At 68.0% G+C, this 23,339-nt stretch carries 20 protein-coding genes; 1 reads left to right on the top strand and 19 read right to left on the bottom strand.

Features of this window, described 5'->3' with window-relative positions; genetic code table 11:
• Positions 1–9: 9 nt before the first annotated feature.
• The 19 genes from PSR88_RS30950 to mftA all read right to left on the bottom strand — a co-directional run bounded on the left by PSR88_RS30950 (position 10) and on the right by mftA (position 22,568).
• Positions 10–1,647, bottom strand: a complete 1,638-nt coding sequence (locus PSR88_RS30950; protein ID WP_011598121.1) for an AMP-binding protein — start codon at positions 1,645–1,647, stop codon at positions 10–12.
• 161 nt (positions 1,648–1,808) lie between these two features.
• On the bottom strand, positions 1,809–3,149 hold the full coding sequence (locus PSR88_RS30945; RefSeq protein WP_011598120.1) for an MFS transporter: 1,341 nt from the start codon (positions 3,147–3,149) through the stop codon (positions 1,809–1,811).
• A 121-nt stretch (positions 3,150–3,270) separates the two neighbouring features.
• Positions 3,271–3,816 carry a hypothetical protein gene (locus PSR88_RS30940; RefSeq protein WP_016883264.1) on the bottom strand — a complete coding sequence of 182 codons (546 nt, stop codon included), beginning with the start codon at positions 3,814–3,816 and terminating at the stop codon, positions 3,271–3,273.
• Between the two features lie 78 nt (positions 3,817–3,894).
• Positions 3,895–4,662: an ethanolamine ammonia-lyase subunit EutC gene (gene eutC, locus PSR88_RS30935; RefSeq protein ID WP_011598118.1), complete on the bottom strand. Its 768-nt coding sequence runs from the start codon at positions 4,660–4,662 to the stop codon at positions 3,895–3,897.
• On the bottom strand, positions 4,659–6,071 hold the full coding sequence (locus PSR88_RS30930) for an ethanolamine ammonia-lyase subunit EutB (RefSeq protein ID WP_009479322.1): 1,413 nt from the start codon (positions 6,069–6,071) through the stop codon (positions 4,659–4,661). The genes eutC and PSR88_RS30930 overlap by 4 nt, the downstream gene beginning before the upstream one ends.
• Positions 6,068–7,522: an ethanolamine permease gene (eat, locus tag PSR88_RS30925; protein ID WP_016883265.1), complete on the bottom strand. Its 1,455-nt coding sequence runs from the start codon at positions 7,520–7,522 to the stop codon at positions 6,068–6,070. Before eat ends, PSR88_RS30930 begins: the two co-directional genes overlap by 4 nt.
• A gap of 155 nt (positions 7,523–7,677) precedes the next feature.
• On the bottom strand, positions 7,678–8,220 hold the full coding sequence (locus tag PSR88_RS30920; protein ID WP_016883266.1) for a DUF779 domain-containing protein: 543 nt from the start codon (positions 8,218–8,220) through the stop codon (positions 7,678–7,680).
• Entirely contained in the window at positions 8,220–9,743 is a 1,524-nt protein-coding gene (gene adh, locus PSR88_RS30915; RefSeq protein WP_009479319.1) for an aldehyde dehydrogenase, read from the bottom strand. Before adh ends, PSR88_RS30920 begins: the two co-directional genes overlap by 1 nt.
• A 75-nt stretch (positions 9,744–9,818) precedes the next feature.
• The gene (locus tag PSR88_RS30910; protein ID WP_011598116.1) at positions 9,819–11,135 is read right to left on the bottom strand and encodes a helix-turn-helix domain-containing protein; all 1,317 of its coding nucleotides are present in this window, start codon (positions 11,133–11,135) and stop codon (positions 9,819–9,821) included.
• Positions 11,136–11,201: 66 nt separating this feature from the next.
• Positions 11,202–12,674: a mycofactocin system GMC family oxidoreductase MftG gene (mftG, locus tag PSR88_RS30905; protein WP_016883267.1), complete on the bottom strand. Its 1,473-nt coding sequence runs from the start codon at positions 12,672–12,674 to the stop codon at positions 11,202–11,204.
• Positions 12,674–14,074, bottom strand: coding sequence for a mycofactocin biosynthesis glycosyltransferase MftF (gene mftF / locus PSR88_RS30900; RefSeq protein ID WP_016883268.1), 1,401 nt, complete (start codon positions 14,072–14,074; stop codon positions 12,674–12,676). Before mftF ends, mftG begins: the two co-directional genes overlap by 1 nt.
• Positions 14,075–14,180: 106 nt before the next feature.
• Entirely contained in the window at positions 14,181–14,903 is a 723-nt protein-coding gene (gene mftE / locus PSR88_RS30895; protein ID WP_009479315.1) for a mycofactocin biosynthesis peptidyl-dipeptidase MftE, read from the bottom strand.
• Positions 14,904–14,943: 40 nt separating this feature from the next.
• Complete coding sequence (locus PSR88_RS30890; protein WP_016883269.1) at positions 14,944–16,905, bottom strand: mycofactocin system FadH/OYE family oxidoreductase 2; 1,962 nt, start codon at positions 16,903–16,905, stop codon at positions 14,944–14,946.
• Positions 16,902–17,714, bottom strand: a complete 813-nt coding sequence (locus PSR88_RS30885; RefSeq protein ID WP_009479313.1) for a mycofactocin-coupled SDR family oxidoreductase — start codon at positions 17,712–17,714, stop codon at positions 16,902–16,904. Before PSR88_RS30885 ends, PSR88_RS30890 begins: the two co-directional genes overlap by 4 nt.
• Before the next feature lie 8 nt (positions 17,715–17,722).
• The gene (locus PSR88_RS30880; RefSeq protein WP_016883270.1) at positions 17,723–19,687 is read right to left on the bottom strand and encodes a mycofactocin system FadH/OYE family oxidoreductase 1; all 1,965 of its coding nucleotides are present in this window, start codon (positions 19,685–19,687) and stop codon (positions 17,723–17,725) included.
• A gap of 16 nt (positions 19,688–19,703) precedes the next feature.
• Complete coding sequence (mftD, locus tag PSR88_RS30875) at positions 19,704–20,885, bottom strand: pre-mycofactocin synthase MftD (protein WP_009479311.1); 1,182 nt, start codon at positions 20,883–20,885, stop codon at positions 19,704–19,706.
• Positions 20,886–20,914: 29 nt separating this feature from the next.
• On the bottom strand, positions 20,915–22,132 hold the full coding sequence (gene mftC / locus PSR88_RS30870; RefSeq protein ID WP_007295767.1) for a mycofactocin radical SAM maturase: 1,218 nt from the start codon (positions 22,130–22,132) through the stop codon (positions 20,915–20,917).
• Positions 22,133–22,167: 35 nt separating this feature from the next.
• Complete coding sequence (gene mftB / locus PSR88_RS30865; protein ID WP_081437482.1) at positions 22,168–22,470, bottom strand: mycofactocin biosynthesis chaperone MftB; 303 nt, start codon at positions 22,468–22,470, stop codon at positions 22,168–22,170.
• Positions 22,471–22,472: 2 nt separating this feature from the next.
• Entirely contained in the window at positions 22,473–22,568 is a 96-nt protein-coding gene (gene mftA, locus PSR88_RS30860) for a mycofactocin precursor MftA (RefSeq protein ID WP_005573048.1), read from the bottom strand.
• A 132-nt stretch (positions 22,569–22,700) separates the two neighbouring features.
• Here mftA and mftR point away from each other — a divergent pair, with 132 nt between their 5' ends.
• Positions 22,701–23,324: a mycofactocin system transcriptional regulator gene (gene mftR / locus PSR88_RS30855; RefSeq protein WP_029539479.1), complete on the top strand. Its 624-nt coding sequence runs from the start codon at positions 22,701–22,703 to the stop codon at positions 23,322–23,324.
• Positions 23,325–23,339 lie beyond the last annotated feature (15 nt).

Here is a 23,339-nt window from a genome sequence, read left to right as displayed (position 1 = left end):
CGAGACGGGTCAGGTGCGCCCGATCAGGTCGAGGGACTGCTCGCGCATCTCGACCTTGCGCACCTTGCCGGTCACCGTCATCGGGAACTCGTCGACGACGTGCACGTACTTCGGGATCTTGTAGTGGGCGAGCTTCCCGGTGCAGAATTCGCGCACCTTCGCCGCGTCCAGGGGCTCGGCACCGTCCTTCATCCGCACCCACACCATCAGTTCCTCGCCGTACTTCGCGTCCGGCACCCCGATGACCTGGGCGTCGAGGATGTCCGGATGCGTGTACAGGAACTCCTCGATCTCGCGGGGATAGACGTTCTCGCCACCGCGGATGACCATGTCCTTGATCCGCCCGGTGATCGCGACGTAGCCGTCCGAATCCATCACACCGATGTCACCGGTGTGCATCCACCGTCCGGCGTCGATCGCTTCCGCGGTCTTCTCCGGGTTGTTCCAGTACCCGAGCATCACCGAGTAACCCCGGGTGCAGAGCTCGCCCGGCGTGCCCCGCGGAACGGTCAACCCCGTTGCCGGATCGACGATCTTGACCTCGAGGTGCGGGCCGACCCGGCCGACCGTCGACACGCGCTGATCGATCGTGTCGTCCGACCGGGTCTGCAACGACACCGGCGACGTCTCGGTCATGCCGTAACAGATGGAGACCTCGGCCATTCCCATCTGTTCGATGACCTGCTTCATCACCTCCACCGGGCAGGGTGACCCGGCCATGATTCCGGTCCGCAGACTCGACAGGTCGAACGATGCGAAGTCCGGTTCGGCGAGTTCGGCGATGAACATCGTCGGCACCCCGTACAGCGACGTGCACTTCTCCGCTTCGACGGCCTGCAGCGTGGCTGTCGGGTCGAAGGACGGCCCCGGAATGATCATGGTCGCGCCGTGACTCGTGCACGCCAGGTTGCCCATCACCATGCCGAAGCAGTGGTAGAACGGCACCGGGATGCAGACGCGGTCGTTCTCCGTGTAGTGGCACAGCTCGCCGACGAAGTACCCGTTGTTCAGGATGTTGTGGTGGCTGAGCGTCGCCCCTTTGGGGAATCCGGTTGTCCCCGAGGTGTATTGAATATTGATCGGATCGTCCGAGGACAGGGCCGCCTGCGCGGCAGGCAGCAGCGCCGGGTCGGCCTCGTGCGCAGCCATGCCGTCCGACGCCAGCCGGCTCCACTCGGCACTCCCGAGGAGCACCACCATCTCGAGGTCGGGGCACTGCGGCCGGACCTCCTCGATCATGGCCGCATAGTCGGACGACTTGAATTCGGGCGCCGACACCAGCAGGCGGATACCGGCCTGGTCGAGCACGTACTTCAACTCGTGCGCCCGGTAGGCGGGGTTGATGTTGACGAGCACGGCGCCGATCTTGGCCGTCGCGAACTGGATCAGCGTCCACTCCGGGCAGTTCGGCGCCCAGATCCCCACCCGGTCGCCCTTCCCGATTCCCCGCTTCAGCAACCCCGCCGCCACGGCGTCGACGTCCCGCCTCAGTTCGGCGTACGTCCACCGCCGTCCCGAGGGCCGGTCGACCAGGGCGTCACGATCGCCGTGGGCTGCCACGGTCCGGTCGAAGTTGTCTCCGATGGTGTCGCCGAGCATCGGGGCGTCCCACACGCCGTTGGTGTAGCTGGGAAGCGGGGTTGTCATCACTCTTCCTCTCCAGGAGCCCGTTCGGGCACCTACGGGACGGGCAGACCCGAAGGCCCTTCCGCGGTCGAACTTACTCTTGGTTGATGTGATCCAGGGCATACTGCACGGCGAGGGGCGCCGGTATCTGTGCGAAGTCCGGACACCCCTCGCCGGCCCTGTCAGAGCGCGTCGTCTTTCGTTTCCACCAGGGCTTTCGTGCACAGCAGGCTGACCACGCCGAGGACGGCGAGCATCACGCCGATCGCGGCGCTGCCGTACGCGGACGCCAGCGGCGCGGCGATCAGCGGCGGCACCGCGCCGCCGAGCACGCCGGCGAGGTTGTAGCCGAGGCCGGCGCCGGTGTAGCGGTAGCGCGTCTGGAACATTTCGGGAAGCAGGGCGCCGCAGGGGCCGTAGGCGATTCCGAAGATGGCGAGCGTGACCATCACGCCGATCGTGAACGCGACGGGTGAACCGGTGTCGAGCAGGGGGAACAGTGCGAGCGCCCACACGACGGCCAGTCCGCAGGAGATCATGATGACCCGTCGGCGCCCGATCCGGTCCGAGTACAGAGCCGAGACGACGATCGTGAATCCGAAGACCACGGCCGAGGCGATCCCGACCGTCAGCACGAACGGGCGGCTGAATCCGAGGGTCTTGGTGCCGTAGCTGGTGAGAAACGCTGTGCCCATGTAGAAGAACGCGAAGAGTGTAGCGAGCGCGCCGGCGGAGAGGAGGATCTCCTTTGTCTGGTACCGCCAGGCGTCCATCAGCGGGAGGGTCCGCGGGGCCGCGTCGGCACGGTCGGCAAGCTGGGCCGCGCGGAACACCGGTGTCTCCTCGATCGCCAGTCGCATGTAGAGGCCGATGCCGACAAGGACGGCGCTGAACAGGAAGGGAATCCGCCACCCGAACTCGAGGAAGACCTCGTTGGTGTCGCCGAGCAGGGTGCCGGTGACGAGGAACGTGGCGCTGGAGAGGATGAAGGCCACCGCGGGGCCGAGTTGCGGGAACATCGCGTAGAGGCCGCGCTTACCCGGGGGTGCGTACTCCGCCGTCAGCAGTGTGGCGCCCGCCCATTCGCCGCCGACGGCGAATCCCTGACCGAAACGCAGCAGCACCAGCAGGATCGGTGCCGCGACCCCGATCGTCGCGGCACCGGGCAGCAGGCCGATCAGGAACGTCGAGACACCCATCAGGATGAGCGTGGAGATCAGCGTCTTCTTACGTCCGATCCGGTCTCCGTAGTGGCCGAACAGCATGGCACCCACGGGCCTGGCGACGAACGCGACGGCGAAGGTCGCGAAGGAGGCGACGGTGCCTGCGGTGGAGCCGAGGGCGGGAAAGAACACCGTGGGGAACACCAGGGCTGCGGCGGTGCCGTAGATGAAGAAGTCGTAGAACTCGATGGTCGTGCCGATGCCGCTGGCGATGGCCACCTTGCGGACGCTGGTACCGCCCTGGCGCACCGGCGTGGGGGCGTGGGGGGCTCCCGCACCCGAGTTGGAGACTGTGGTCACTCGATTCCTCCGTGGTCCGTGGGGAACACCCTGGTGGGCGTATCCCGGATGAGAGGAAAAGTAGTGATCCGGCTCACTGCGCCACCACCCCCGAATAGGGGGGGTGGTGACGCGCGTCACGTCACTCGGCGGTGCCGGACGCGCCGAGCAGCTCCGTGCGGAGTTCGGTCCACACGGTGGCGTACGAGTCGATCACGGGTTCCGAGATCCACTTCGTCTCCCCCGCAGTGACTTTCGCGAGAGCATCGGCGAACAGGTCCTGGTAGCGGGACAACCGGGGCACGAACGCCGACAGGTCGTCGAACACGACCGACGCACGTCGGTCCAGGTCGGCCAGCTGATCGGCGTCGGCCGAATCGATCAGTCCGACGAACTCCTCGTGGAACGGCACGAAGCTCTCGTACACCTCCGCGATGGAGTCCTCGTCGATGGACACCCGCTCGGCGTCAAGTTGATCCTCGAGTTCCGACAGTCCGGCGTCGGTGAGCTCGATCCGGCCGTCCGAGGCTTCCTGCGCCTTGCCCTGTGTGAGCAGCGCGTCGTAGGCGGCCTGCGCGGACGCGGCGCTCACCCCGAGATGCTCGGCCAGAACAGACGCGCTGACCTGCTCTTTCAACCGGACCGCCTGCAGCAGGGCCAGCTCGTCCACATTGCCAGCGAAGGCCATAGATCTCTCCTCGTCACACCCCGTCCAGGGCGGTTCTCCGCAGGCCCGGTCGGACCTGCCGCCCTTTAGATAACACGACTACAGTTCGAGGATCTCCGAGGGGGCTGCGAGCGCATCGGCACGGGAGGTGTCCTTCAACTCCACTCCGGACCGGCCCAGTTTCCTGGCACCGGACACGAGACCCGCCACGACGCGGGCTGCGAGTTCGTAGCCGAGCCCCTCGGGTGGGTGGATGTTGGACACGCAGTTCCGGTCCGCGTCGGTGCGTCCGGGACGCGGGAGGTGCGTGAGATAGACGCCGACGCTGTCGGCCACCGACAGCCCCGGCCGCTCCCCGATCAGCAGGACGAGCGTCTGCACGCCGAGTGCCTGCGCGATGTGGTCACCGAGCGCCACCCGGGCCTGGGTCGCGATCACCGGCGGCGCCAGCGAGTACGTCCCGCCGAATTCGTCGACCAGCGCGGACAGCAGGGACACCCCGTGATCGGTGAGCGCCCGCGGCGACAACCCGTCGGCGAGGACGAATCCGACCTCGGCCGTCACCGCGGGAACCGCGGACAGGTCGGCCGGCGTGCGGCCCAGGTCGGGCCGGCGCAGGTATTCGCTGCGGTCCGATGCCTGACTCGTGACGACCACCGGCCTGCCCAGGCCCACGGCCTCGACCTGCTCGGCCAGCGCCTCCGCGTCGAGCGGCTGGTGGACGGCGTCACGTGCGGCGGCGTGCGCCGACCGGAACTCGAGGACGCGCTGCGTGGGCAGGGCGTCACCGGTGCGGCCGAGTCCGATGCGCGCCTGCGTCGTGGCCCGCAGTTCCGCCCAGAAGTCTTGCACCACAGGATCGCTCATCGTGCCACCGTCAGTGCCCGCAGCGGCGACGCCGCGGCGTCGACCGGCAGGACCCGTCCCGCGTCGTCGACCATGCCGAGACGGCGCATCCAGTCCTCGAATTCCGGTGCCGGCCTGAGTCCGAGCACCTGGCGCGCGTACAGCACGTCGTGGAACGACAGACTCTGGTACCCGAGCATGACGTCGTCCGCACCGGGTACCGCGATGACGAAGGCCGCGCCTGCGACACCGAGCAGGGTGAGCAGCGTGTCCATGTCGTCCTGGTCGGCCTCGGCGTGATTGGTGTAACAGACGTCGACACCCATCGGCAGGCCCAGGAGCTTTCCGCAGAAGTGGTCCTCGAGCCCGGCCCTGATGATCTGCTTGCCGTCGTACAGGTACTCCGGACCGATGAACCCGACCACCGTATTGATCAGCAGCGGTTCGAGATCACGGGCCACCGCGTACGCCCTGGTCTCGAGGGTCTGCTGGTCGACGGGCCTGCCGCCCGTGCCGAGGTGGGCGCCCGCACTGAGCGCCGAGCCCTGACCGGTTTCGAGGTACATGACGTTGTCGCCGACGGTGCCGCGTTTCAGGGACCGACCGGCCGCGTTGGCCTCTCGGAGCAGCGAAATGTCCACACCGAAACTCGAATTGGCGCCCTGTGTTCCGGCGATGGACTGGAACACGAGGTCGACGGGAACGCCTTCCTCGATCAGGCCCATCGTGGTGGTCACGTGCGACAGCACGCACGACTGCGCCGGAATGTCGAAGCGCTGACGGATGTCGTCGAGGAGGTGGAGCAGTTCCGCGGTGGCGTGCGGCGAATCGGTGGCCGGGTTGATCCCGATGACGGCGTCACCGCAGCCGAGCAGCAGGCCGTCGAGCGTGGCGGCCGCGATTCCACGCGGGTCGTCGGTGGGATGGTTGGGCTGCAGCCGGGTTCCCAGGTGCCCCGGTACGCCGAGCGTCGTCCGGAACCCCGCGGTGACGGTGACGGCCCGCGCGACCGCGATGAGGTCCTGGTTGCGCATGATCTTGCTGACCGCCGCGACCATCTCCGGTGTCAGCCCCGGGGCGACGCGACGGAAGGTCTCGGCCGCACCGTCTCGCGCCGCGACGTCCAGCAGCCAGTCGCGCAGGCCGCCGACGGTGAGATGGGAGATCTCGCCGAACGCGACCCGGTCGTGCGAGTCGATGATGAGCCTCGTGACCTCGTCGTCCTCGTAGGGAACGACGAGTTCGTTCAGGAACGTGCCGAGCGGGACGTCGGCCAGCGCCCATTGCGCGGCGGCGCGTTCGGCGTCGGAGGACGCCGCGCACCCGGCCAGTTCGTCGCCGCTGCGGAGCGGTGTCGCCTTGGCCATGAGGTCGACGAGACCGTCGAACGTGTACCCGGTTCCCGCGACTCCGTGACTGTAGGTGGTCATTCCAGGTCTTCCTCTGCCTTCGCAAGAACAGCAAACTCCTCGTCGGGCGAATTGGCAACGAGGTGATGGCGGCTGTACAGGCCGAAGTACGCCATGAAGGCCGCGAAAGCGATCAGCGTCCAGAGTGCGGCGACCGGATCGACGAGGAAGGTGGCGATCACCGCGGCGGCCGCGATGACGAGCGCGAACGACGTGGTGACGATGCCCCCCGGGGTGCGGTACGGCCGCTTCATCTCCGGCTCACGCCTGCGGAGGACGATGTGGCTGACCATCATCAGCACGTAGCTGACGGCCGCGCCGAACACCGCCATGTTCAGCAGCATTGCGCCTTCACCGGTGAGCGACAGTACGAACCCGATGACGCCCGGCACGATGAGGGCGAGCGTGGGCGCCTTCCGCGAGTTGGTGATCGACAGGTTCTTGGGAAGGTAACCGGCGCGGGACAGCGCGAACGTCTGCCGCGAGTAGGCGTACATGATCGAGAAGAAGCTGGCGACGAGGCCGGCCAGTCCGATGTAGTTGACGACCTTCGCCGCGGTTCCGTCACCGAGCGCCTCGACCAGCGGATTGCCGGACGTCGACAGACTCTCGGCACCCAGCGCTCCGGTAGCGAGGAACAGGACAGCCGCCCCCGTGACGATGAGGATGAGCATGCTGATGATGATTCCGCGCGGCACGTCCTTCTCCGGCTCGCGGGCTTCCTCCGCGGCCAGCGGCACGCCTTCGACGGCGAGGAAGAACCAGATGGCGAACGGGACGGCGGCCCAGATACCGAATGCACCGAAGGGCAGGAAACTCGACGCTCCCACCGCATCGGTCGCCGCGATGTCGGTGAGGTTGCCCGCGTCGAACAGGCCGATCGCGGAGACCGCGAAGATCACGAGACCGACCAGTGCGATCGCCGTGATGACGAACATGGCCTTGAGTGCCTCGCCGGCGCCGGTCAGATGGATTCCGATGAAGATGGCGTAGACCGCCAGGTACACCCACCACCCGTCGGTGATACCGAACAGGTTCAGTGACTCGACGTAGCTGCCGATGAAGGTCGCGATGGCGGCGGGCGCGATCGCGTATTCGATGAGAATGGCCGTGCCGGTGGCGAATCCGCCCCACGGCCCGAGTGCGCGCCGCGCGAACGTGTAACCGCCGCCGGCGGCGGGCAGGGCGGACGACATCTCGGCCATGCCCAGCACCATGGCCAGGTACATGCCCGCGATGACGACGCCGGCGATCAGCAGGCCGCCGAATCCGCCCTCGGCCAGTCCGTTGTTCCATCCGGCGTAGTCGCCGGAGATCACGTAACTGACACCGAGGCCGGCGAGCAGCACCCAGCCCGCCGAACCCTTACGGAGCGTGCGTTTTTCCAGATAGCTGCTGTCTTCCGAGTGGAAATCGGCAGCATCGTGATGTTGCCCGGTTCCGGAATTCTTGGATGGTTCTACGAGTGACATTCCGTCCCCTACGTCGATCCGAATGGTGCCTCGCCCGCCCCGCTCGTGGAGCGGGATCGAACGGCCGAGGCCAATGGTGAACGAGTTGTGTACACGTCGTGTCAGCGAATCATGACCACGACGTAAAAACCTAGGTCGTAGTGCACTGCGGGGCGCTACGGGCCCGGGCGGCGGGCGGGCACGGGACATGCGTCGACGGCTTCGGCGACCACTTGCGGTTCGGGGGACGGCGCGGGCCTCCAGCCCTGCTCCCACCGCTGACCCACGATGACCTCCTCCGCGGCGAGGCTGGCGTTCTCCTCCGGGGTGAACGCACGCGCGCGACTGAGAAAACGCATGCCTTCGGGACTTTCCAGGCTGAATCCCGATCCGCGGCCGGGCACGACGTCGAGCACCAGCTGGGTGTGCTTCCACGCCTCGAACTGCGAACCGGAGATCCACACGGGCACCGCATCGCCGCCTTCGGGCCGGGTGGACGGGGTCTCCCCGACCCCGAGTCGCAGGTCGAGGACGCCGAGCAGCACGTCGCGGTCGCCGACGATGAATTCACCGTCGGGGTAACACATCGGCGCGGAGCCGTCGCAGCACCCGCCGGACTGATGCATCATCAGCGCCCCGTGGGTACCGCCGAGGCGGCGGAGAAGCTCCACCGCCCCGGCGGTTGCCTTCAGGCGCTGAGGCGCCCGGGCTGCGTCCATCAGAAGAAGCCCTGAGCCTTCTGGGCGTAGCTGACCAGCAGGTTCTTCGTCTGCTGGTAGTGCTCGAGCATCATCAGGTGGTTCTCGCGGCCGATGCCGGACTGCTTGTAGCCACCGAACGCCGCGTGCGCGGGGTACTGGTGGTACGTGTTGGTCCACACGCGCCCGGCCTGGATGTCGCGACCGGCGCGGTAGGCGACGCCACCGTCCCGCGACCACACGCCGGCGCCGAGGCCGTACAGCGTGTCGTTGGCGATCTCGATGGCCTGGTCGTAGTCCTTGAACGACGTGACGGAGACGACGGGACCGAAGATCTCCTCCTGGAAGATCCGCATCTTGTTCTGACCGGTGAAGATCGTCGGCTGCACGTAGTAGCCGCCGGACAGGTCGCCGCCGAGTTCGGCGCGCTCACCGCCGGTGACGACCTTGGCGCCTTCGCCCTTGCCGATCTCGATGTACGACAGGATCTTCTCGAGCTGATCGTTCGAGGCCTGCGCGCCGATCATCGTGTCGGTGTCGAGCGGGTCGCCCTGACGGACGGCCTTGGTGCGGATGGCCGCCATCGCGAGGAACTCGTCGAAGATGTCCTCCTGGATCAGCGAACGCGACGGGCAGGTGCACACCTCGCCCTGGTTGAGGGCGAACATCGTGAAGCCCTCGAGCGCCTTGTCCTGGTAGTCGTCGTTGGAGGACAGCACGTCGGAGAAGAAGATGTTGGGGCTCTTGCCACCGAGTTCGAGGGTGACCGGGATCAGGTTCTGCGACGCGTACTGCATGATGAGCCGGCCCGTGGTGGTCTCACCGGTGAACGCGATCTTCCGGATCCGCGGGCTCGAGGCGAGCGGCTTGCCCGCCTCCACACCGAATCCGTTGACGATGTTCACCACACCGGCGGGCAGCAGGTCGCCGATGACGGAGATCAGGTGCAGGATCGACGCCGGGGTCTGCTCGGCGGGCTTGAGGACGACCGCGTTGCCCGCGGCGAGTGCGGGAGCGAGCTTCCACACGGCCATGAGGATCGGGAAGTTCCAGGGGATGATCTGGCCGACGACGCCGAGCGGCTCGTGGAAGTGGTAGGCGACGGTGTCGGAGTCGATCTCCGACAGTGCGCCTTCCTGCGCCCGGATCGCGCCGGCGAAGTAGCGGAAGTGGTCGACGGCCAGCGGAATGTCGGCGTTCAGGGTCTCGCGGATCGGCTTGCCGTTGTCCCAGGACTCGGCGAGCGCGATGGACTCGAGGTTCTCCTCGATGCGGTCCGCGATCTTGTTCAGGATGATGGCGCGCTCCGCCACCGACGTCTTGCCCCAGGCCGGGGCCGCAGCGTGTGCGGCGTCGAGCGCAAGTTCGATGTCCTCGGACGTCGAACGCGCGACCTCGCAAAACGGCTGTCCGGTGACGGGTGTCGGATTCTCGAAGTACTGGCCCTTGACGGGCGCAACCCACTGGCCGCCGATCCAGTTGTCGTAACGCGATTGGAAGGACATGACGGCGTCCGGCGAACCCGGGCGGGCATACACGGTCATCGATAACTCCCTGGTGTCGTGAAACTCGGGTGGAACTGGGTGTGACTCACAACACTAGGGACCGTACCGTTGCAACTACGTTGCGTACTGCTGATCGAACAGATCAATCCTGGACTTGACCTGGGAATACAGGGGCGAACGCGGGTCGAGGCCCGCCAGGTACGCCTCCCATGCGGCGACGTCCTCGCGGCCGTGGACGGACGTGGTCCATTTGGCGAGCAACCGTTGATCACCTTCCCGCAGCAGCGCCGCCTGGACGCGTGCCCGCAACTCGTTGCGAAGATCCTCGACCCCGGGCGCCTCCGACCCGGGAAGGACCGGGCCCGAGTACACGTCGAGGGCGGCGGTGAGCTCGCCACGGTCCAGGGCTCCGCGAACCTGCCGGACGTCCGACGTCAACTCGGCGAGCAGCCGATAGGGCCGCGAACCGAGGTTTGCGGGACCGAAAACCTTACGCAGGCGCGACATCTCGGCACGAATGGTGACGGCGTCGAGTTCGTTCTCGTCGAGCAGCACCGCGAGGCGGTCGGAACTCAGGCCTTCGGGGTGCTCCGCCAGAAGCAGGAGGATCTCCGCGTGCCGCTGCGACAGCGGGATGCGTTCGGGCCCACGGACCAGAGTCGGCCGTCCCGATCCCAGCACCTCCAACCGCAATACCGTCTCGACGAGCGGGTGCGGCGAACGCAGCTGGTGCAGTCGCAACTCCGCCTCGGCCGCCGCGACGGTCGCCCTGATCAGCGAGAGCACCTCGGGCACCGCCACCCGCGGACCACCGGTGATGTCGATGGCCCCGACGATCAGCCCGGTCGCGGGGTCGTGGACGGGCGCCGCCGAACAACTCCAGTCGTGCACCGAGCGACTGAAATGCTCGGCACCGAAGATCTGCACGCAATGGTCGAGCGCCAGCGCGGTACCCGGGGCGTTGGTGCCGACGGTGTCCTCACTCCAGTCGGCGCCCTCGACGAAGTTCATCTCCAGTGCGCGGTCCTTGGCGGACGAATCGCCCTCGACCCACAGCAGCTGACCCTTCTCGTCCGTGATGGCCACGAGCAGCCCGGTGTCGGCGGCGTCCTCGACGAGAAGCTTGCGGACCACCGGGCGGATGATCGACATCGGGTGCGACGCCCGGTACGCGGCGAGATCCGCGGCCGCCAGATCGACCGCGCGGGCCGACCCGTCCGGGTTCACTCCCTTGCTGGTACTGCGCAACCACGAGTCGAGGATGACGGAACGAACGGAATTCCCGTCACCGTCCGGGGCACGACCGGCGGGTGCGTGACGCTCGACGAACAACTGATGCGCCGACGACACCCTGCGTGCCAGCATCGCGACGTCGTCTCCCGGGCGCACGGCGACCCACGGATTGCCCCCTGTGGGCGGTTGACTTTGCATCGAACTCCTCCACGGCGTCTCTGCCTACTGTAACCCGCGTCACACGGGCCTGTGTCGTCCCCTCGGTCACTCCCCCAGGAACGTACTGACGCGCTCGGCGACCATCACCGCCGTGGCGTGCGGCCCACGGCTCGGGACCACCGGGAACACCGAGGTGTCGGCGATGGTCAGCCCTTCCATTCCGCGGACGTTGCACCACTCGTCCACCACCGCGCCCGCGTCGTCGCGTCCGCCCATCCGGCAACTGCCGCACAGGTGCAGCGACGTCCCCAGGTGGGCGAGCACCGCGCGGTCGGACACCTCCCGGGACAACGGCTCGAGCAGCGGGCCGAGTTCCGGTGAGCGGAGCAGTTCCAGCCCGATGGCCTGCCCCTCGCGCAGCGCCCGGCGGTCGGCGGCGGATTGCGCGTAGCGGTATTCGATTCGGGGACGGTCCCGGCGGCGCCCCGACGTGAGCCGGATGTCGCCCCGACTGTCCGTCACCATGAGCCCGATCCCGAGGATCGGGTCGGGCTGCCCGGATCCGGGGACGAGCACGTCGAACGGCGCCGTGTACGGACGGATTTCGAGGTCGCCGACATTCAGCACCGTTTCGACGACCGGACTGGTGTCATTGCGGCGGAGCGAGTCCCGGATACGGTACGGCAGAGCCACTTCGGGGTGATCACTGAAGTCGCTGCCGACACCGGGCGCGTCGAGGACGACGGGAATGCCGTTGTCCTTCAGGTGTTCTGCCGGACCAATCCCCGAAAGCATCAGCAGCACCGGGGTTTCGACAGGACCTGCCGCCAGCACGACCCGACCGGTGCGGACCGTGCGCCGCACCCCGTCCGACTCCACCTCCACCCCGACGGTCTCGTTACCGGAGAACAGAATTCGGACGACGTCGGAATTCGCTTCGACCGTCAGATTGGGCCGCTTCCACGCCGGCAGCAGGTACGCCACTGCCGTACTGACACGGTGGCCGCCGTCGACGTTCAGGGGCACCGGACCGACCCCGCCTGCGCCCGCGCTGTTCTTGTCGGGTTCCTCGGGATGTCCTGCACCGAGCGCCGCGGCGCGGAACGCCGCGCTGATCTCGCTCAGCCGCTCCGCGGGCTGCCTGCGAACGGGCATCGGTCCGGTCGTGCCGTGCCGGGAGTCGTCGAAGTCGGCGTCACGCTCGAGTGCCCGGAAGGCGGGCAGCACGTGCTCGTATGACCACGACGCGGGCCAGTGCCGGAAATCCGCTTCCGTCCCACGGACGAAATAGGCGCCGTTGACGGCGCCCGAACCACCGAGGACGTGTCCCCGCACCATGGCCGACGGAACGCTCGGGGCCAACTCCACGCCGTACGTCTCGGCGAACGCGCTACCCGGACCGACCGGCAGCGTCCGGTAGTCGAGCACGGGACAGTCGGACACCGTTCGGTAGCCGGGCCCGGACTCGAGGAGCAGAACCGATCGTCCGGGATTCTCGCTGAGCCGGGCGGCCACCACACATCCACTCGAACCGCCGCCGACGACCACGACTTCGGCGGCGCGAATCGGATCGGCCACTACGACTTCAACCGGGGCTTCAATGCGTCGAGGTCGCGGGCGGTGATGGCGCCCTTCCAGAGCCCGGCGCCGTACGCGACGTCGTCGATCCGCTTGAACACCGTGTGCCGCACCGGTCCCAGCCCTCCGGGCGCCCGGTGGGTCACCCAATCGGCGACGCCCTCGGCGACGGCGATCGCGAGCGCGATACGGCGAATCCGTTTCGAGAGCAGCACCGCCAGCAGTGTGATCGGCCAATAGTGGCGACACATCGCGGACGCCAGCTGCCAGGCACCGCCGGCGAAACCCTGGGCCGCGAGGATCGCGGCGATGCGGGTCGGCTGGTCGAGTCCGGTGAACATGCGGCGCAGGCGCATCAGCATCATCGCGAGTGTGGCGACGGCGCCGAGCAGGCCGAGCCGGGTGCACGTGGCGGCGGCGAGGCACGCGAAGAACGTCCACGGCGACATCGACAGCGGGGGAACCATCCCCGAATGCCTTGCCGCCAGCGGCGCCGCACCGGTGCCGTAGAACAGCTTGCGGTCGAACCACTTTCCGAACGTCACACGGTGATCGTGCGCAACGTGGGCCACGGGCTCGTACCGCAGTCGCCAGCCGGACTCCTGGAGTCGCCAGCACAGGTCGACGTCCTCCGCCACGTGCATCGACTCGTCGAAGCCGCCGAACTCGTCGAGCACTTCGCGGCGGGCGATCATCGCGGCGCTCGGGACGTACGACACCGGGCCACCGGACTGGACCGCGGACTCCTTACGTCCGAGGTCGAGGGAGGAGCGGGCGTGCTCGTACCGCGCGAGTGTGCTCGCGTCGGGTTCGAGCGCCACTATCCTCGGGGCGACAAGTGCGACTGCGGGATCGCTGAAGTGGCCGAGCATGACCTCGATCCAGCCGGTGCGCGGCAGGACGTCCGAGTCGAGGAACGCCACGAACGGAGTTGCGGCGTAACGCAGACCGGTGTTCCGGGCCGCGGCCGGCCCCTTGGCCGTCTCGTGGCGCAGGACGGTGACGTGGCCACCGCACCCGTTCTGCAGCACGGGGGCGACGATCGGGACGTCGGAGCCGTCGTCGACGACGACCACCTCGAGTCCGCGGAGCGAGGCCAGCACCCGGTGCAGCCCCGACGCGTTGTTCTTCACCGGAATGACAACGGTGACATCCCGGGGCGACGGAGTACTCATGGGGCGCGGGTTGGCGACCCCCGAATCGAGGAGGCGGCGTGCGACGACCGCGGACTGCGGATCGACGACCTCGAGGTAGCCGTCTCCGATCATGGCCGCCGCGGTGGGCGCCAGCTTCAGCATCCGAGTCGGCGAACCGCCGATGAGCACGCGACCTCCGGAATATGCGCGTACCTTGGGGTCGATTCGGATCCCGAATCCGTCGGGAAGTCGAGCTTGGCGCATCAGTCGATCGTATGCGGATCGGAGAGCGCTGGCAGAGCATGCCGGAAATTAGTCGCGTCGGCATGCCGGAAATCCGCCCTCGGCAACTCGAGGACGCCCGTGCGGGTCATTGGAGCCTCCCATCGGCGCCCGGTTCCGACCGGAGCCTTCCATCGGGGCCCGGTTCCCACCGGGCCAGTGCCTTGGTGACTGCGTGGACGAGTACGCCGAAGATCTGCGCCCCCTCCGCGGCCGTAGCGCCCGTCGGGTCACCGAGCACGCCGTTGGCCGACACGGCGACCATACCGCCTTCGCGCAGTCTTGGCATCAACCTCGCAACAGGTTCCGTATTACCGGCTTCAGCCCTGGACAACCTCACTCGAGCGGGTGAAAGGTGTAGCAACAAGGACGTTTCCGTACGCCCGGCATGGGCGTCCGCCCCGGGTACCGCACACGGCACCCAAGCCACATCGCGTGCCTCGTACCGAAGCAAGGCGACAGCCTTGACCAGCGCGGGCCCGTTCCCTCCGTGCCCATTGACGAACAGCACGCGGTCGGCCCACCGGCACGCGGACCTGCCGTACTCGACCAGCACGGTTTCGAGCGCCTCCGACCCGAGCGAGACCGTCCCGGGAAACCCTTCGTGCTCGCCGCTGGCTCCGTAGGCGATCGGGGGCGCCACCAGTACGTGCGGCAGCGCGCGGCACACGGCGTCGGCGATGGCGGTGTCGGTGTCGAGCGGCAGATGCGGTCCGTGCTGCTCGAGAGAGCCGACCGGGACCACCACCGTCGACACGCGGGACACGAGTTCGGGCCACACCGCGTCGTCGAGGTGTCCGGAATGGGGCATCCACCGATGCTAGGCGATGCGGAACCGGCCGCTGCGGGCGCTAGAGCGCGAGCGCAACCCGCTCCCCCTCGATGACGGCGGAATGCGCGCGGCGCGGAGCCAGGGCATCGCCTATGCGATGAACCTCGATACCTCTGTCGGCCAGGTCTTTCCAGAGCTCTTCCTCCGGCTGCTGATGCGCCGAGGACACCACCCAGTCGACGGTGAGCTGCCGCGACTCACCGGTCGGATGATGCAGGAGCGTGACCGCGAGCCGCCCTCCGTCGACGGCCTCGCACCCGGTCGGCACCACGTCCGTCACCTGCGTGATGCCCTTGTCGTGCGCCCGCCGGTTCCAGCCCTCGAGGTCCAGCGTGATGCCGAGGTCCTGGCCGACGATCATCCCCGGTGTGCAGATCGTGACGGCACACCCGGCGTCGGCGACGAACTCCGCGACGGACGTGCCCTGATGGAATCCCAATTCGTCGACCACCAGCACCGTCCCGGCCGGACGCGCGCGGCCCTCCAGCACGTCCCGCACGTCCACCACCCGGTCCGACGCGCCCGCCCAGCGCGGTCGGCGCGGACGCGCCCCGGTCGCGAGCACCACCACGTCGGGACGTCCCTGCATCAGCGCCCCGGCGGTCGCGTCGGTGCCGGTCCGCACATCCACACCGCGCCGAACGCATTCCGATTCCAGATCGACGACCAAGTCGAGGAAGTCACGGCGCCCCGGGACGACGGCAGCCGTCCGGACCTGGCCGCCGAGAACCGTCGCGCGTTCGAACAGGGTCACGTCGTGCCCCCGCTGCGCCGCGGTCGCCGCGGCCTTCAGCCCGGCCGGTCCACCGCCGACCACGAAGACCCGCCTGCCGGGAACCGTCGGTTCGGGCAGCAGGACCGATTCCCTGCCCGCGCGCGGGTTGACGACGCACCCGAGCCACCGGCCGAGCCCCATACGTCCGATGCATTCCTGATTGCACGCCAGGCACGTTCGGATGCTTCCTTCTTCGCCGGCCAGGGCCTTCGCCGCGAAATCCGGGTCCGCGATCTGGCCGCGCACCACCCCGATCAGGTCACAGTGCCCCTCGTCCAGAGCCTGGTCGGCCTGGTGCGGATCGGAGAATCGGCCGACACCGACCACGGGAAGACCGACCCGTTGCCGGATCGCGTTCGGGACGAACAGCGCGTACCCGCGAGGGACGGCCATGGACGCCTCGATCATGTGGAGCGTCTCGGTGGCCATCCCGATGGACGTGTTGATGTAGTCGACACGGCCGCCCGCCTCGACCAGAGCGGCCACCTCCACCGCCTCGTCGAGGCGGACTCCACCGTCGAACAGATCCTCCCCCGCGAGCCTCACCCCGAGTGCGCGATCCGGACCGATCGCGACGCGCACGGCCTCGACGACCTCGAGGAGGAACCGGGCCCGGTTCTCCAACGATCCCCCGTAATCGTCCGTGCGCTGGTTCGTGGCGGGGGCGAGAAAACTGCGCACCAGCGACGAATGGGAGCACTGCAGTTCGATCCCGTCGAATCCGCCTCGGACGCAATGCTCGGCCACGCGCGCGTACCCGTCGACGAGGGTCCGGATCTCCCGCTGATCGACCGCCTTGGGAACTTCGCGGAACAGTGGATCGGGGACTGCGCTCGGCGCCCACAGCGGCCGCCGCGAGTACATGCTCGACCCCTGGCCACCGTTGTGGTTGACCTGAGCCAGGATCGGGACTCCGTGCTGGTGAACCGCGTCGGTGATCCGCCGGTACCCCGGGACGACCTCCGGCCGGTAGCCGGCGATCACCTTCTCGTACGGCCAGTCGCCCGGATGGGTGGCGTGCTCCTCGGAGACGATCAGGCCGGCACCGCCCTTCGCGCGCGCCGCATAGTAGGCGGCGTGCTGCGCGGTGGGCAGGCCGTCCACGGCGTACCCCGTGAGGTGCGCGGAGAAGACCACCCGATTGCGCAGGGTCAGCGGCCCCAGACGCAATCGGGTGAACAGGTGGCGGTACGCGGAGGTGCTCACACCTTGGTGTTGCCCATGTCGACGGCGACCTGACTGCCCGTGACCCTCCGCGAACCGTCGCCGGCCAGCCACAGCACCGCATCGGTGATGTCGTCGGTGTCGGCCAGCGGGTGCTCGGTGAGGATGGTGCCGAAGCTCGACAGGTAGTGCGGGTGCTTCTCGAGTATCACGAGGCTGCCCGGATCGGTGCCCATCGGAGTCTTCACCCCGTACGGGTGAACGGAGTTCACCCGAATCCCGTATTCGCCCAGTTCCTTTGCCGCGGTCTGGGTAAGTCCGACGAGCCCGAACTTGGAGGCGGCGTAATTCGCCTGCCCCGGCAACGGCTTGATGCCCGCGACGGAGCTGATCACGATGATCGAACCCCCGCGACCTCCCTCGATCAGCGCAGGCACCGCAGCCTTCAGCGTCTTCCACGCCCCGGTGAGGTTCACGTCGATCAACGTCTCCCACTGCTCGTCGGGCATCTCCCAGAAGCGGTTCCAATTGCAGATCCCGGCGTTCGCGATCACGATGTCGAGCCGGCCGAACTGTTCGACTCCCCGGTCGACGACAGCCTTCAGTTGCGCACTGTCACGCACGTCCGCCTGCTCGGCGAGAATCTTGCCACCCTCGGATTCCACGAGCCGCACCGTCTCGGCCAGGTCGTCCGGCGTCGCCGGCTCGTAACTGTTGTACTCCGACACCGGCCCGCAGATGTCCACGGCGATGATCGCCGCACCATCGCGCGCCAACCGCACCGCGTGCGTCCGTCCCTGCCCACGGGCAGCCCCGGTGATGAACGCGACCTTGCCGTCGAACTGTCCCATGAAATGACCTATCTCTCGTTGACGAGGGTGAACGGATGGTGGTCGAACTCGTTCTGCCTGTGCGCGGTCCAGGTCAGCGCCTCGGCGCGACCCTCCCGGACGGCCTCGAGCAGTGTGCGGGGGGCCACGCAGTCGCCGATCCGCACCGCATCCGGACGCGACGAGCCGAGTGTGTCCTCGGAGAGGCGGTGTGAGCAGTCGATCAGCACGGTGCACGGCACCACCGACTCTTCGGCGGTGTACCGGTTGCGGATACGCATGCCGTCGTCGCCGATCGAGACGATGCGACTGTCGAGGTGGCGCGTCACCCCGGCTCGTTGCATCCGGGTGTTGGCATCGGCGAGATCTCCGGTCATGCCGAGTCGCGAGCCGGCCACGGAGTCCTGGGTCACGATGCTCACGTCGCGCCCCTGCGCCGCGAGCCATTCGGCGACTGCCACGCCGACCGGTCCGCCGACCGGGTCGAAGACGACATGGGGCCCCTTCGTCGGCGGTCCCCTGTCCAGCAGATCCGCGGCGCCGACGCACCGGACGTTCCCCTTGGCGGGAAACGGCAACGGGCGGGGCCTGCTGCCGGTCGCGAGGATTACCGTCGCGCCCGCGCGTTCCGCGGCGTCGATGTCGGCGTCCGAGACAGCGGTTCCGAGACGGAATTCGACTCCGAGGCTGCGGCATTCGTTCTCGAGCCAATCGGTGAGCGCTCCGAGGTGCGGCGCACCTACGGCTGCCCGCACCATCCCGCCGAGCCTGGCCGACGCGTCCGCCACGGTGACGCGGTGACCGCGCAGGGCCAGCACTCGCGCCGCCTCGAGACCGGCCGGGCCGCCGCCGACCACCAGGACCGCGCCGGTGGCCACCTCGGCGGTGTCCTCGACGGGATCGACGGTCTCGTGCCCGGCCGTCGGATTACCGACACACGTGACCACCGGATTGCGGGGGTCGAGCACCTGGCACGTCTGATTGCACAGGACGCACGGCCGCGGCGCCGCACCGCGCCGAATCTTGACGACGAGATCCGGGTCGGCGATCTGGGCACGCGTCATCTCGACGACGTCGGCGACGCCCTCGTCGAGCGCCTGCCGGGCGTCGGCCGGATCGACGACGCTGCCCTGGAGAACGACCGGGACCACGCCCGCGACAGCGGCGCGGATGTCCCGGCAGAGCTCGGTGTTGAACGAGGGTGGCCGGTGGAAGTCGGGGCGGTACGCGTTCGGCGTCATCGGTCCGCCCCGGACCACCACGAGCAGGTCGAGATCCTCGGCAACTTCTCGTGCGTGTCCGGCGGCGATCGACGGCGTGATCCCCGCCCAGGACGTCGCCTCGTCGCAGCTCAGGCGGAGCGACAGGACCCGGCCGGGGCCCAGCTCGTCGCGGACGGCGGCGAGGACCTCCCGGGTGAGGCGCAGCGGGTCGGCGCCGTACGCGTCATCGCGCACATTGGTGAGGTTCGAATGGAACTGCCGCAGTATCCCTCTCGGTCCCGCGTCGAGCTCGACACCGTCCACGTCCGCGGACACGGCCGCGGCGGCCGCGGCACGGAAGCCCTCGACGAGACCGTCGATCTCCGCCCGCTCCATCTGCATCGGCATCTCACGGGAGATCACGTCGGCAATGCCCGACGGTCCCCACAGCACCGCCTGCGAATACGCACTCGACCCCTGCAGTCCGGTGTGCCCCAGTCCGGCCAGCACCAGCGTGCCGTGCGGGCGGCACGCAGCGACCACGTCCCGCCAGCCGCCGACGCAGTCGGACGCCAGCGGCGCCCGCTCGTACGGCCAGTCGGACGCATGGACCGACGCCACCTCGGTGACGACGATCCCCGCACCACCACGCGCCCGACGCTCGTAGTACGCGACGTGCCGCGAGGAAAGCGCTCTTCCCGCACCGAGATTGGTGGGGTGCGGACCCAGAAGCACCCTGGCCGGGGCGTGGCGTCCGGCCAGGGTGATCGGGTCCGTCAGTTGCGCAGACATCTACGCCGTTCGTCGGTCAGGATTCGGCGCCGAGCACACGGGCGAATCCGGGCGGGATCACGACGTCGGACGGCGTGAGGTCGTGGATGGACGAATGACCCAGCCCGAGCAGCGCCGAGTCGATACCTCCGCGGAGGACGTCGAGAACGTTCTCGACGCCGGCCTGACCGTTCGCCGAGAGGCCCCACAGGTACGCGCGGCCGATCATGACCGCCCTCGCACCGAGCGCGACGGCCTTCACGACGTCGCTACCGCGGCGGATACCACCGTCGAGAAGCACCTCGACCTGGTCGCCGACGGCCTCCGCGATGGCGGGCAGCGCGCGGATCGGCGCCGGGGTGCCGTCGAGGTTGTTGCCGCCGTGATTCGACACGGAGATCGCGGTGACGCCGGCGTCGACGGCGCGCTTGGCGTCGTCGACCCGCATGACACCCTTGAGCATGAACGGCCCGCCCCACTGCTCGCGCAGCCACGCGATGTCGTCCCACGTCGGCAACGGCGTCTGCATCCACTCGCCGTAGGCGCCGAAGAACGTGGGCGGTTCCTGACCGGGCTGCGCCAGGTTCGGGGTGGTCAGATCCGGGATCTTGCGGGTCTTCGCGAACTCGTACAACCACTTCGGACGGGCGATGCCCTCCGGGGCGAACTGGAGCATCGCCTTGAGGTCCATCTTCTCGGGAATCGCCGGGCTACCCCAGTCGCGTCCGTACGAGAACGACCAGTCGGTGGTGATGATCAGGCCGGTCGCCCCGGCGGCGCGGGCGCGTTCCATCCGCTGGATCAACACGTCCCGGGTGCCGACCCAGTACATCTGGAAGAACGTCTGAGGATTGGCCGCCGTGACCTCCTCGATCGACTTGCTCGCGAACGAACTCAGACCGATCGCCGTTCCCCGTGCCGCCGCCGCACGCGCGACCGCGACCTCGCCATCGGGGTGCACCGCCTGCACACCGGTCGGGGAGATCACGACGGGCAGCGAAATCGGCTGACCCATCACGGTCGTCGACAGCTCACGCTTGTCGGACAAACCGACGACGTGCGGGGCGAACCCCAACTCGGCGAACGCCGCGATGTTGTCGTCGACCGTCACGCCCCGCTCGGAACCGGCGATCAGCGCCGCGTACACCGACTTCGGCAGGCGCTTCTTCGCGCGACGCTGAGCCTCCGCCACCGTCTCGAAGAACGGATTCTTACCCATGGCAATACCTCTCGTACCTGGCAGACGACTTACGTCTGGTCCATGCCCGCAAGCGGGTTCTCGTCACAAATCTTTGCCGGCGGACGCACCATCAGCGTCAACGGAACCGGCGCCCGCGGAGTCCGGCGCTGGCCGGTGCGGGAATGGTCGACACTGGATTTCGGGATCTCCCCCGCGGCAGCCAACGCCAGTTCGCCGTTGCCGATCACACATTCGGGGTCCGGGCCGTCCATCGGCAGCCCGGTGAAGAACTTCGCGGCCATGCATCCGCCGCGGCAGGAGTCGTAGTGGTTGCACTTGCTGCACGCGCCACCGGTCTGCGGGGACCGCAGCTCCTGGAACAGCTCCGACGTCTGCCACACCTGCTGGAAACCGCCGTCCGCCACGATGTTTCCCGCGAGGAACTGCTCGTGGATCGCGAACGGGCAGGCGTAGACGTCGCCGATCGGGTCGATCAGGCACACCACCCGTCCGGCGCCGCACAGGTTCAGACCGGGCAACGCATCGCCGTACGCGGACAGGTGGAAGAAGGAGTCGCCGGTGAGCACACCCTCTCCGTTGGCGACCAGCCAGTTGTACAGCTCGCGCTGCTGCGCCTGCGTGGGATGCAGTTCGTCCCACACGTCCGCGCCGCGCCCCGACGGTCGCAGCCGGGTGATGCGCAGGGTGGCGCCGTACTTGTCGGCGAGGGCCTTGAAGTCGTCGAGCTGGGACACGTTGTGCCGGGTAACCACCACGGAGATCTTGGCGTCCTTGAAACCCGCCTCGGACAGATTCTCGAGTGCCCGCACCGCCATCGCGAACGAACCCGGACCACGGACGGCGTCGTTGACCTCGGCCGTCGCACCGTCGAGGGAGATCTGCACGTCGACGTAGTCGCTGGCCGCGAGCCGGGCGGCGACCTTCTTGTCGATCTTCACCCCGTTCGTGGAGAACTTCACCCCCACCTGGTGGGCCGTCGCGTAGTCGACCAGCTCCCAGAAGTCCGAGCGAACCGTCGGCTCACCGCCGCCGATGTTCACATAGAAAACCTGCATACGCTGCAGTTCGTCGATGATCGACTTGCACTGCTCGGTGCTCAACTCCCGCGGGTCACGTCGGCCGGAGGAGGACAGACAGTGCACACACGACAGGTTGCACGCGTAGGTCAACTCCCAGGTGAGGCAGATCGGGGCGTCGAGACCGAGTTCGAACTGGTCGACGAGGCGGCCGACCGGGGCGGAAGGCCTTTCGAGCATGGAGGTCATGGGCTGTGTCCTCTGGTACGGGTGGAGAGAGCTGGTCAGGCGGGGACGATCATGTGCGACTCGGCCAACGTGCCGAGCGCTCGCGCATACTGCGCGGCAGCGTCGTCCCCGATACCCTGCGCCCGCAGTGCGGACCGGGCGTCGGCGTGTGAGGGAAGCGCTTCGACCACCGCGACGATCGTGCGGTTCTTCAGGAACGACAGCTTGCGCGTCCCGAAGTGGTAGAGCAGCGCCCCGAAAGGTTCGGGACGCAGCGCCACCTGCGGATGAAGCTTCCAGCCCACATCGAGATCGATACCGGCGTTGCCGGCCACTGAAGGAGAAGCTGGAGCGGACATGATCAGTACACGCCGCACATGCCGTCGATCGAGACCTCTTCCACCAGGGATTCCTCGACCAAGTCGTTTTCCAGCACGTTGTTGTCGCGATCCGACATGATTTCCTCCTACTGTTCGGTGATACGGCGCGAGCCGGAGGGATGTTCCCCGTCATAGGAGACCGTCCCTGTGACTCGCCTCACCACTGTAATGGCATCGAGTGCAGAATGACAGATCGGGAGGGGACGAAATTGAGAAGTCGTCGAAAACCATCCAGTCGGATAGGGCGACGCCCGTCCACAACGCAGGATCGGATCAGCACCGTCGGGATCGAACTGTTCACGGAACAGGGGTTCGACGCCACCAGCGTCGACGAAGTCGCCGAAGCGTCGGGCATCGCCCGACGCACCCTCTTCCGCTACTTCCCGTCCAAGAACGCGATCCCGTGGGGAGACTTCGACGCTCACCTCGCCGAAATGCGCGCCCAACTCGCAGCGCAACCCGACGACATCCCGATCGTCGACGGACTCACCGCAGCACTCCTACAGTTCAACGCGTTTCCCGCGAGCGAGGAACGCAACCACCGCAAACGCATGGGGCTGATCCTGCGAGTCCCCGCCCTGCAGGCGTATTCGGTGGTGATGTACGAAGGGTGGCGCAACGTCATCGCCGAGTACGTCGCGAGCCGGCTCGGAACCTCACCGACCGACCACGTTCCCCGGACAGTCGGCTATCTTCTACTCGGCGTTGCGATGTCGGCGTACGAGCAGTGGCTCGACGACGATTCGCTCGAACTGAACGAACTACTCGCCAGCGGAATGCAATCGCTCTACGATGGGCTGAGTTCCCTCGGCGAGCCCGACACCCGAACCTGACCCACTCCCGCCATC

Origin of the sequence: Rhodococcus sp. DK176, assembly GCF_038447315.2 — a bacterium.
GTDB classification, from domain to species: Bacteria; Actinomycetota; Actinomycetes; order Mycobacteriales; family Mycobacteriaceae; genus Rhodococcus_F; species Rhodococcus_F jostii_A.
Note: the sequence above shows the minus strand (reverse complement) of the source record. Positions and strands in the feature narration are given on the sequence as shown.

What these genes read in the sequence shown, in the direction of transcription:
- PSR88_RS30950 (WP_011598121.1), bottom strand. Translation starts at nt 1,647, where the DNA reads ATGACAACCCCGCTTCCCAGCTACACCAACGGCGTGTGGGACGCCCCG.
- PSR88_RS30940 (WP_016883264.1), bottom strand. Translation starts at nt 3,816, where the DNA reads ATGGCCTTCGCTGGCAATGTGGACGAGCTGGCCCTGCTGCAGGCGGTC.
- eutC (WP_011598118.1), bottom strand. Translation starts at nt 4,662, where the DNA reads ATGAGCGATCCTGTGGTGCAAGACTTCTGGGCGGAACTGCGGGCCACG.
- PSR88_RS30930 (WP_009479322.1), bottom strand. Translation starts at nt 6,071, where the DNA reads ATGACCACCTACAGTCACGGAGTCGCGGGAACCGGGTACACGTTCGAC.
- eat (WP_016883265.1), bottom strand. Translation starts at nt 7,522, where the DNA reads ATGTCACTCGTAGAACCATCCAAGAATTCCGGAACCGGGCAACATCAC.
- PSR88_RS30920 (WP_016883266.1), bottom strand. Translation starts at nt 8,220, where the DNA reads ATGGACGCAGCCCGGGCGCCTCAGCGCCTGAAGGCAACCGCCGGGGCG.
- adh (WP_009479319.1), bottom strand. Translation starts at nt 9,743, where the DNA reads ATGACCGTGTATGCCCGCCCGGGTTCGCCGGACGCCGTCATGTCCTTC.
- PSR88_RS30910 (WP_011598116.1), bottom strand. Translation starts at nt 11,135, where the DNA reads ATGCAAAGTCAACCGCCCACAGGGGGCAATCCGTGGGTCGCCGTGCGC.
- mftF (WP_016883268.1), bottom strand. Translation starts at nt 14,074, where the DNA reads ATGCGCCAAGCTCGACTTCCCGACGGATTCGGGATCCGAATCGACCCC.
- mftE (WP_009479315.1), bottom strand. Translation starts at nt 14,903, where the DNA reads ATGCCCCATTCCGGACACCTCGACGACGCGGTGTGGCCCGAACTCGTG.
- PSR88_RS30885 (WP_009479313.1), bottom strand. Translation starts at nt 17,714, where the DNA reads ATGGGACAGTTCGACGGCAAGGTCGCGTTCATCACCGGGGCTGCCCGT.
- PSR88_RS30880 (WP_016883270.1), bottom strand. Translation starts at nt 19,687, where the DNA reads ATGTCTGCGCAACTGACGGACCCGATCACCCTGGCCGGACGCCACGCC.
- mftD (WP_009479311.1), bottom strand. Translation starts at nt 20,885, where the DNA reads ATGGGTAAGAATCCGTTCTTCGAGACGGTGGCGGAGGCTCAGCGTCGC.
- mftC (WP_007295767.1), bottom strand. Translation starts at nt 22,132, where the DNA reads ATGACCTCCATGCTCGAAAGGCCTTCCGCCCCGGTCGGCCGCCTCGTC.
- mftB (WP_081437482.1), bottom strand. Translation starts at nt 22,470, where the DNA reads ATGTCCGCTCCAGCTTCTCCTTCAGTGGCCGGCAACGCCGGTATCGAT.
- mftA (WP_005573048.1), bottom strand. Translation starts at nt 22,568, where the DNA reads ATGTCGGATCGCGACAACAACGTGCTGGAAAACGACTTGGTCGAGGAA.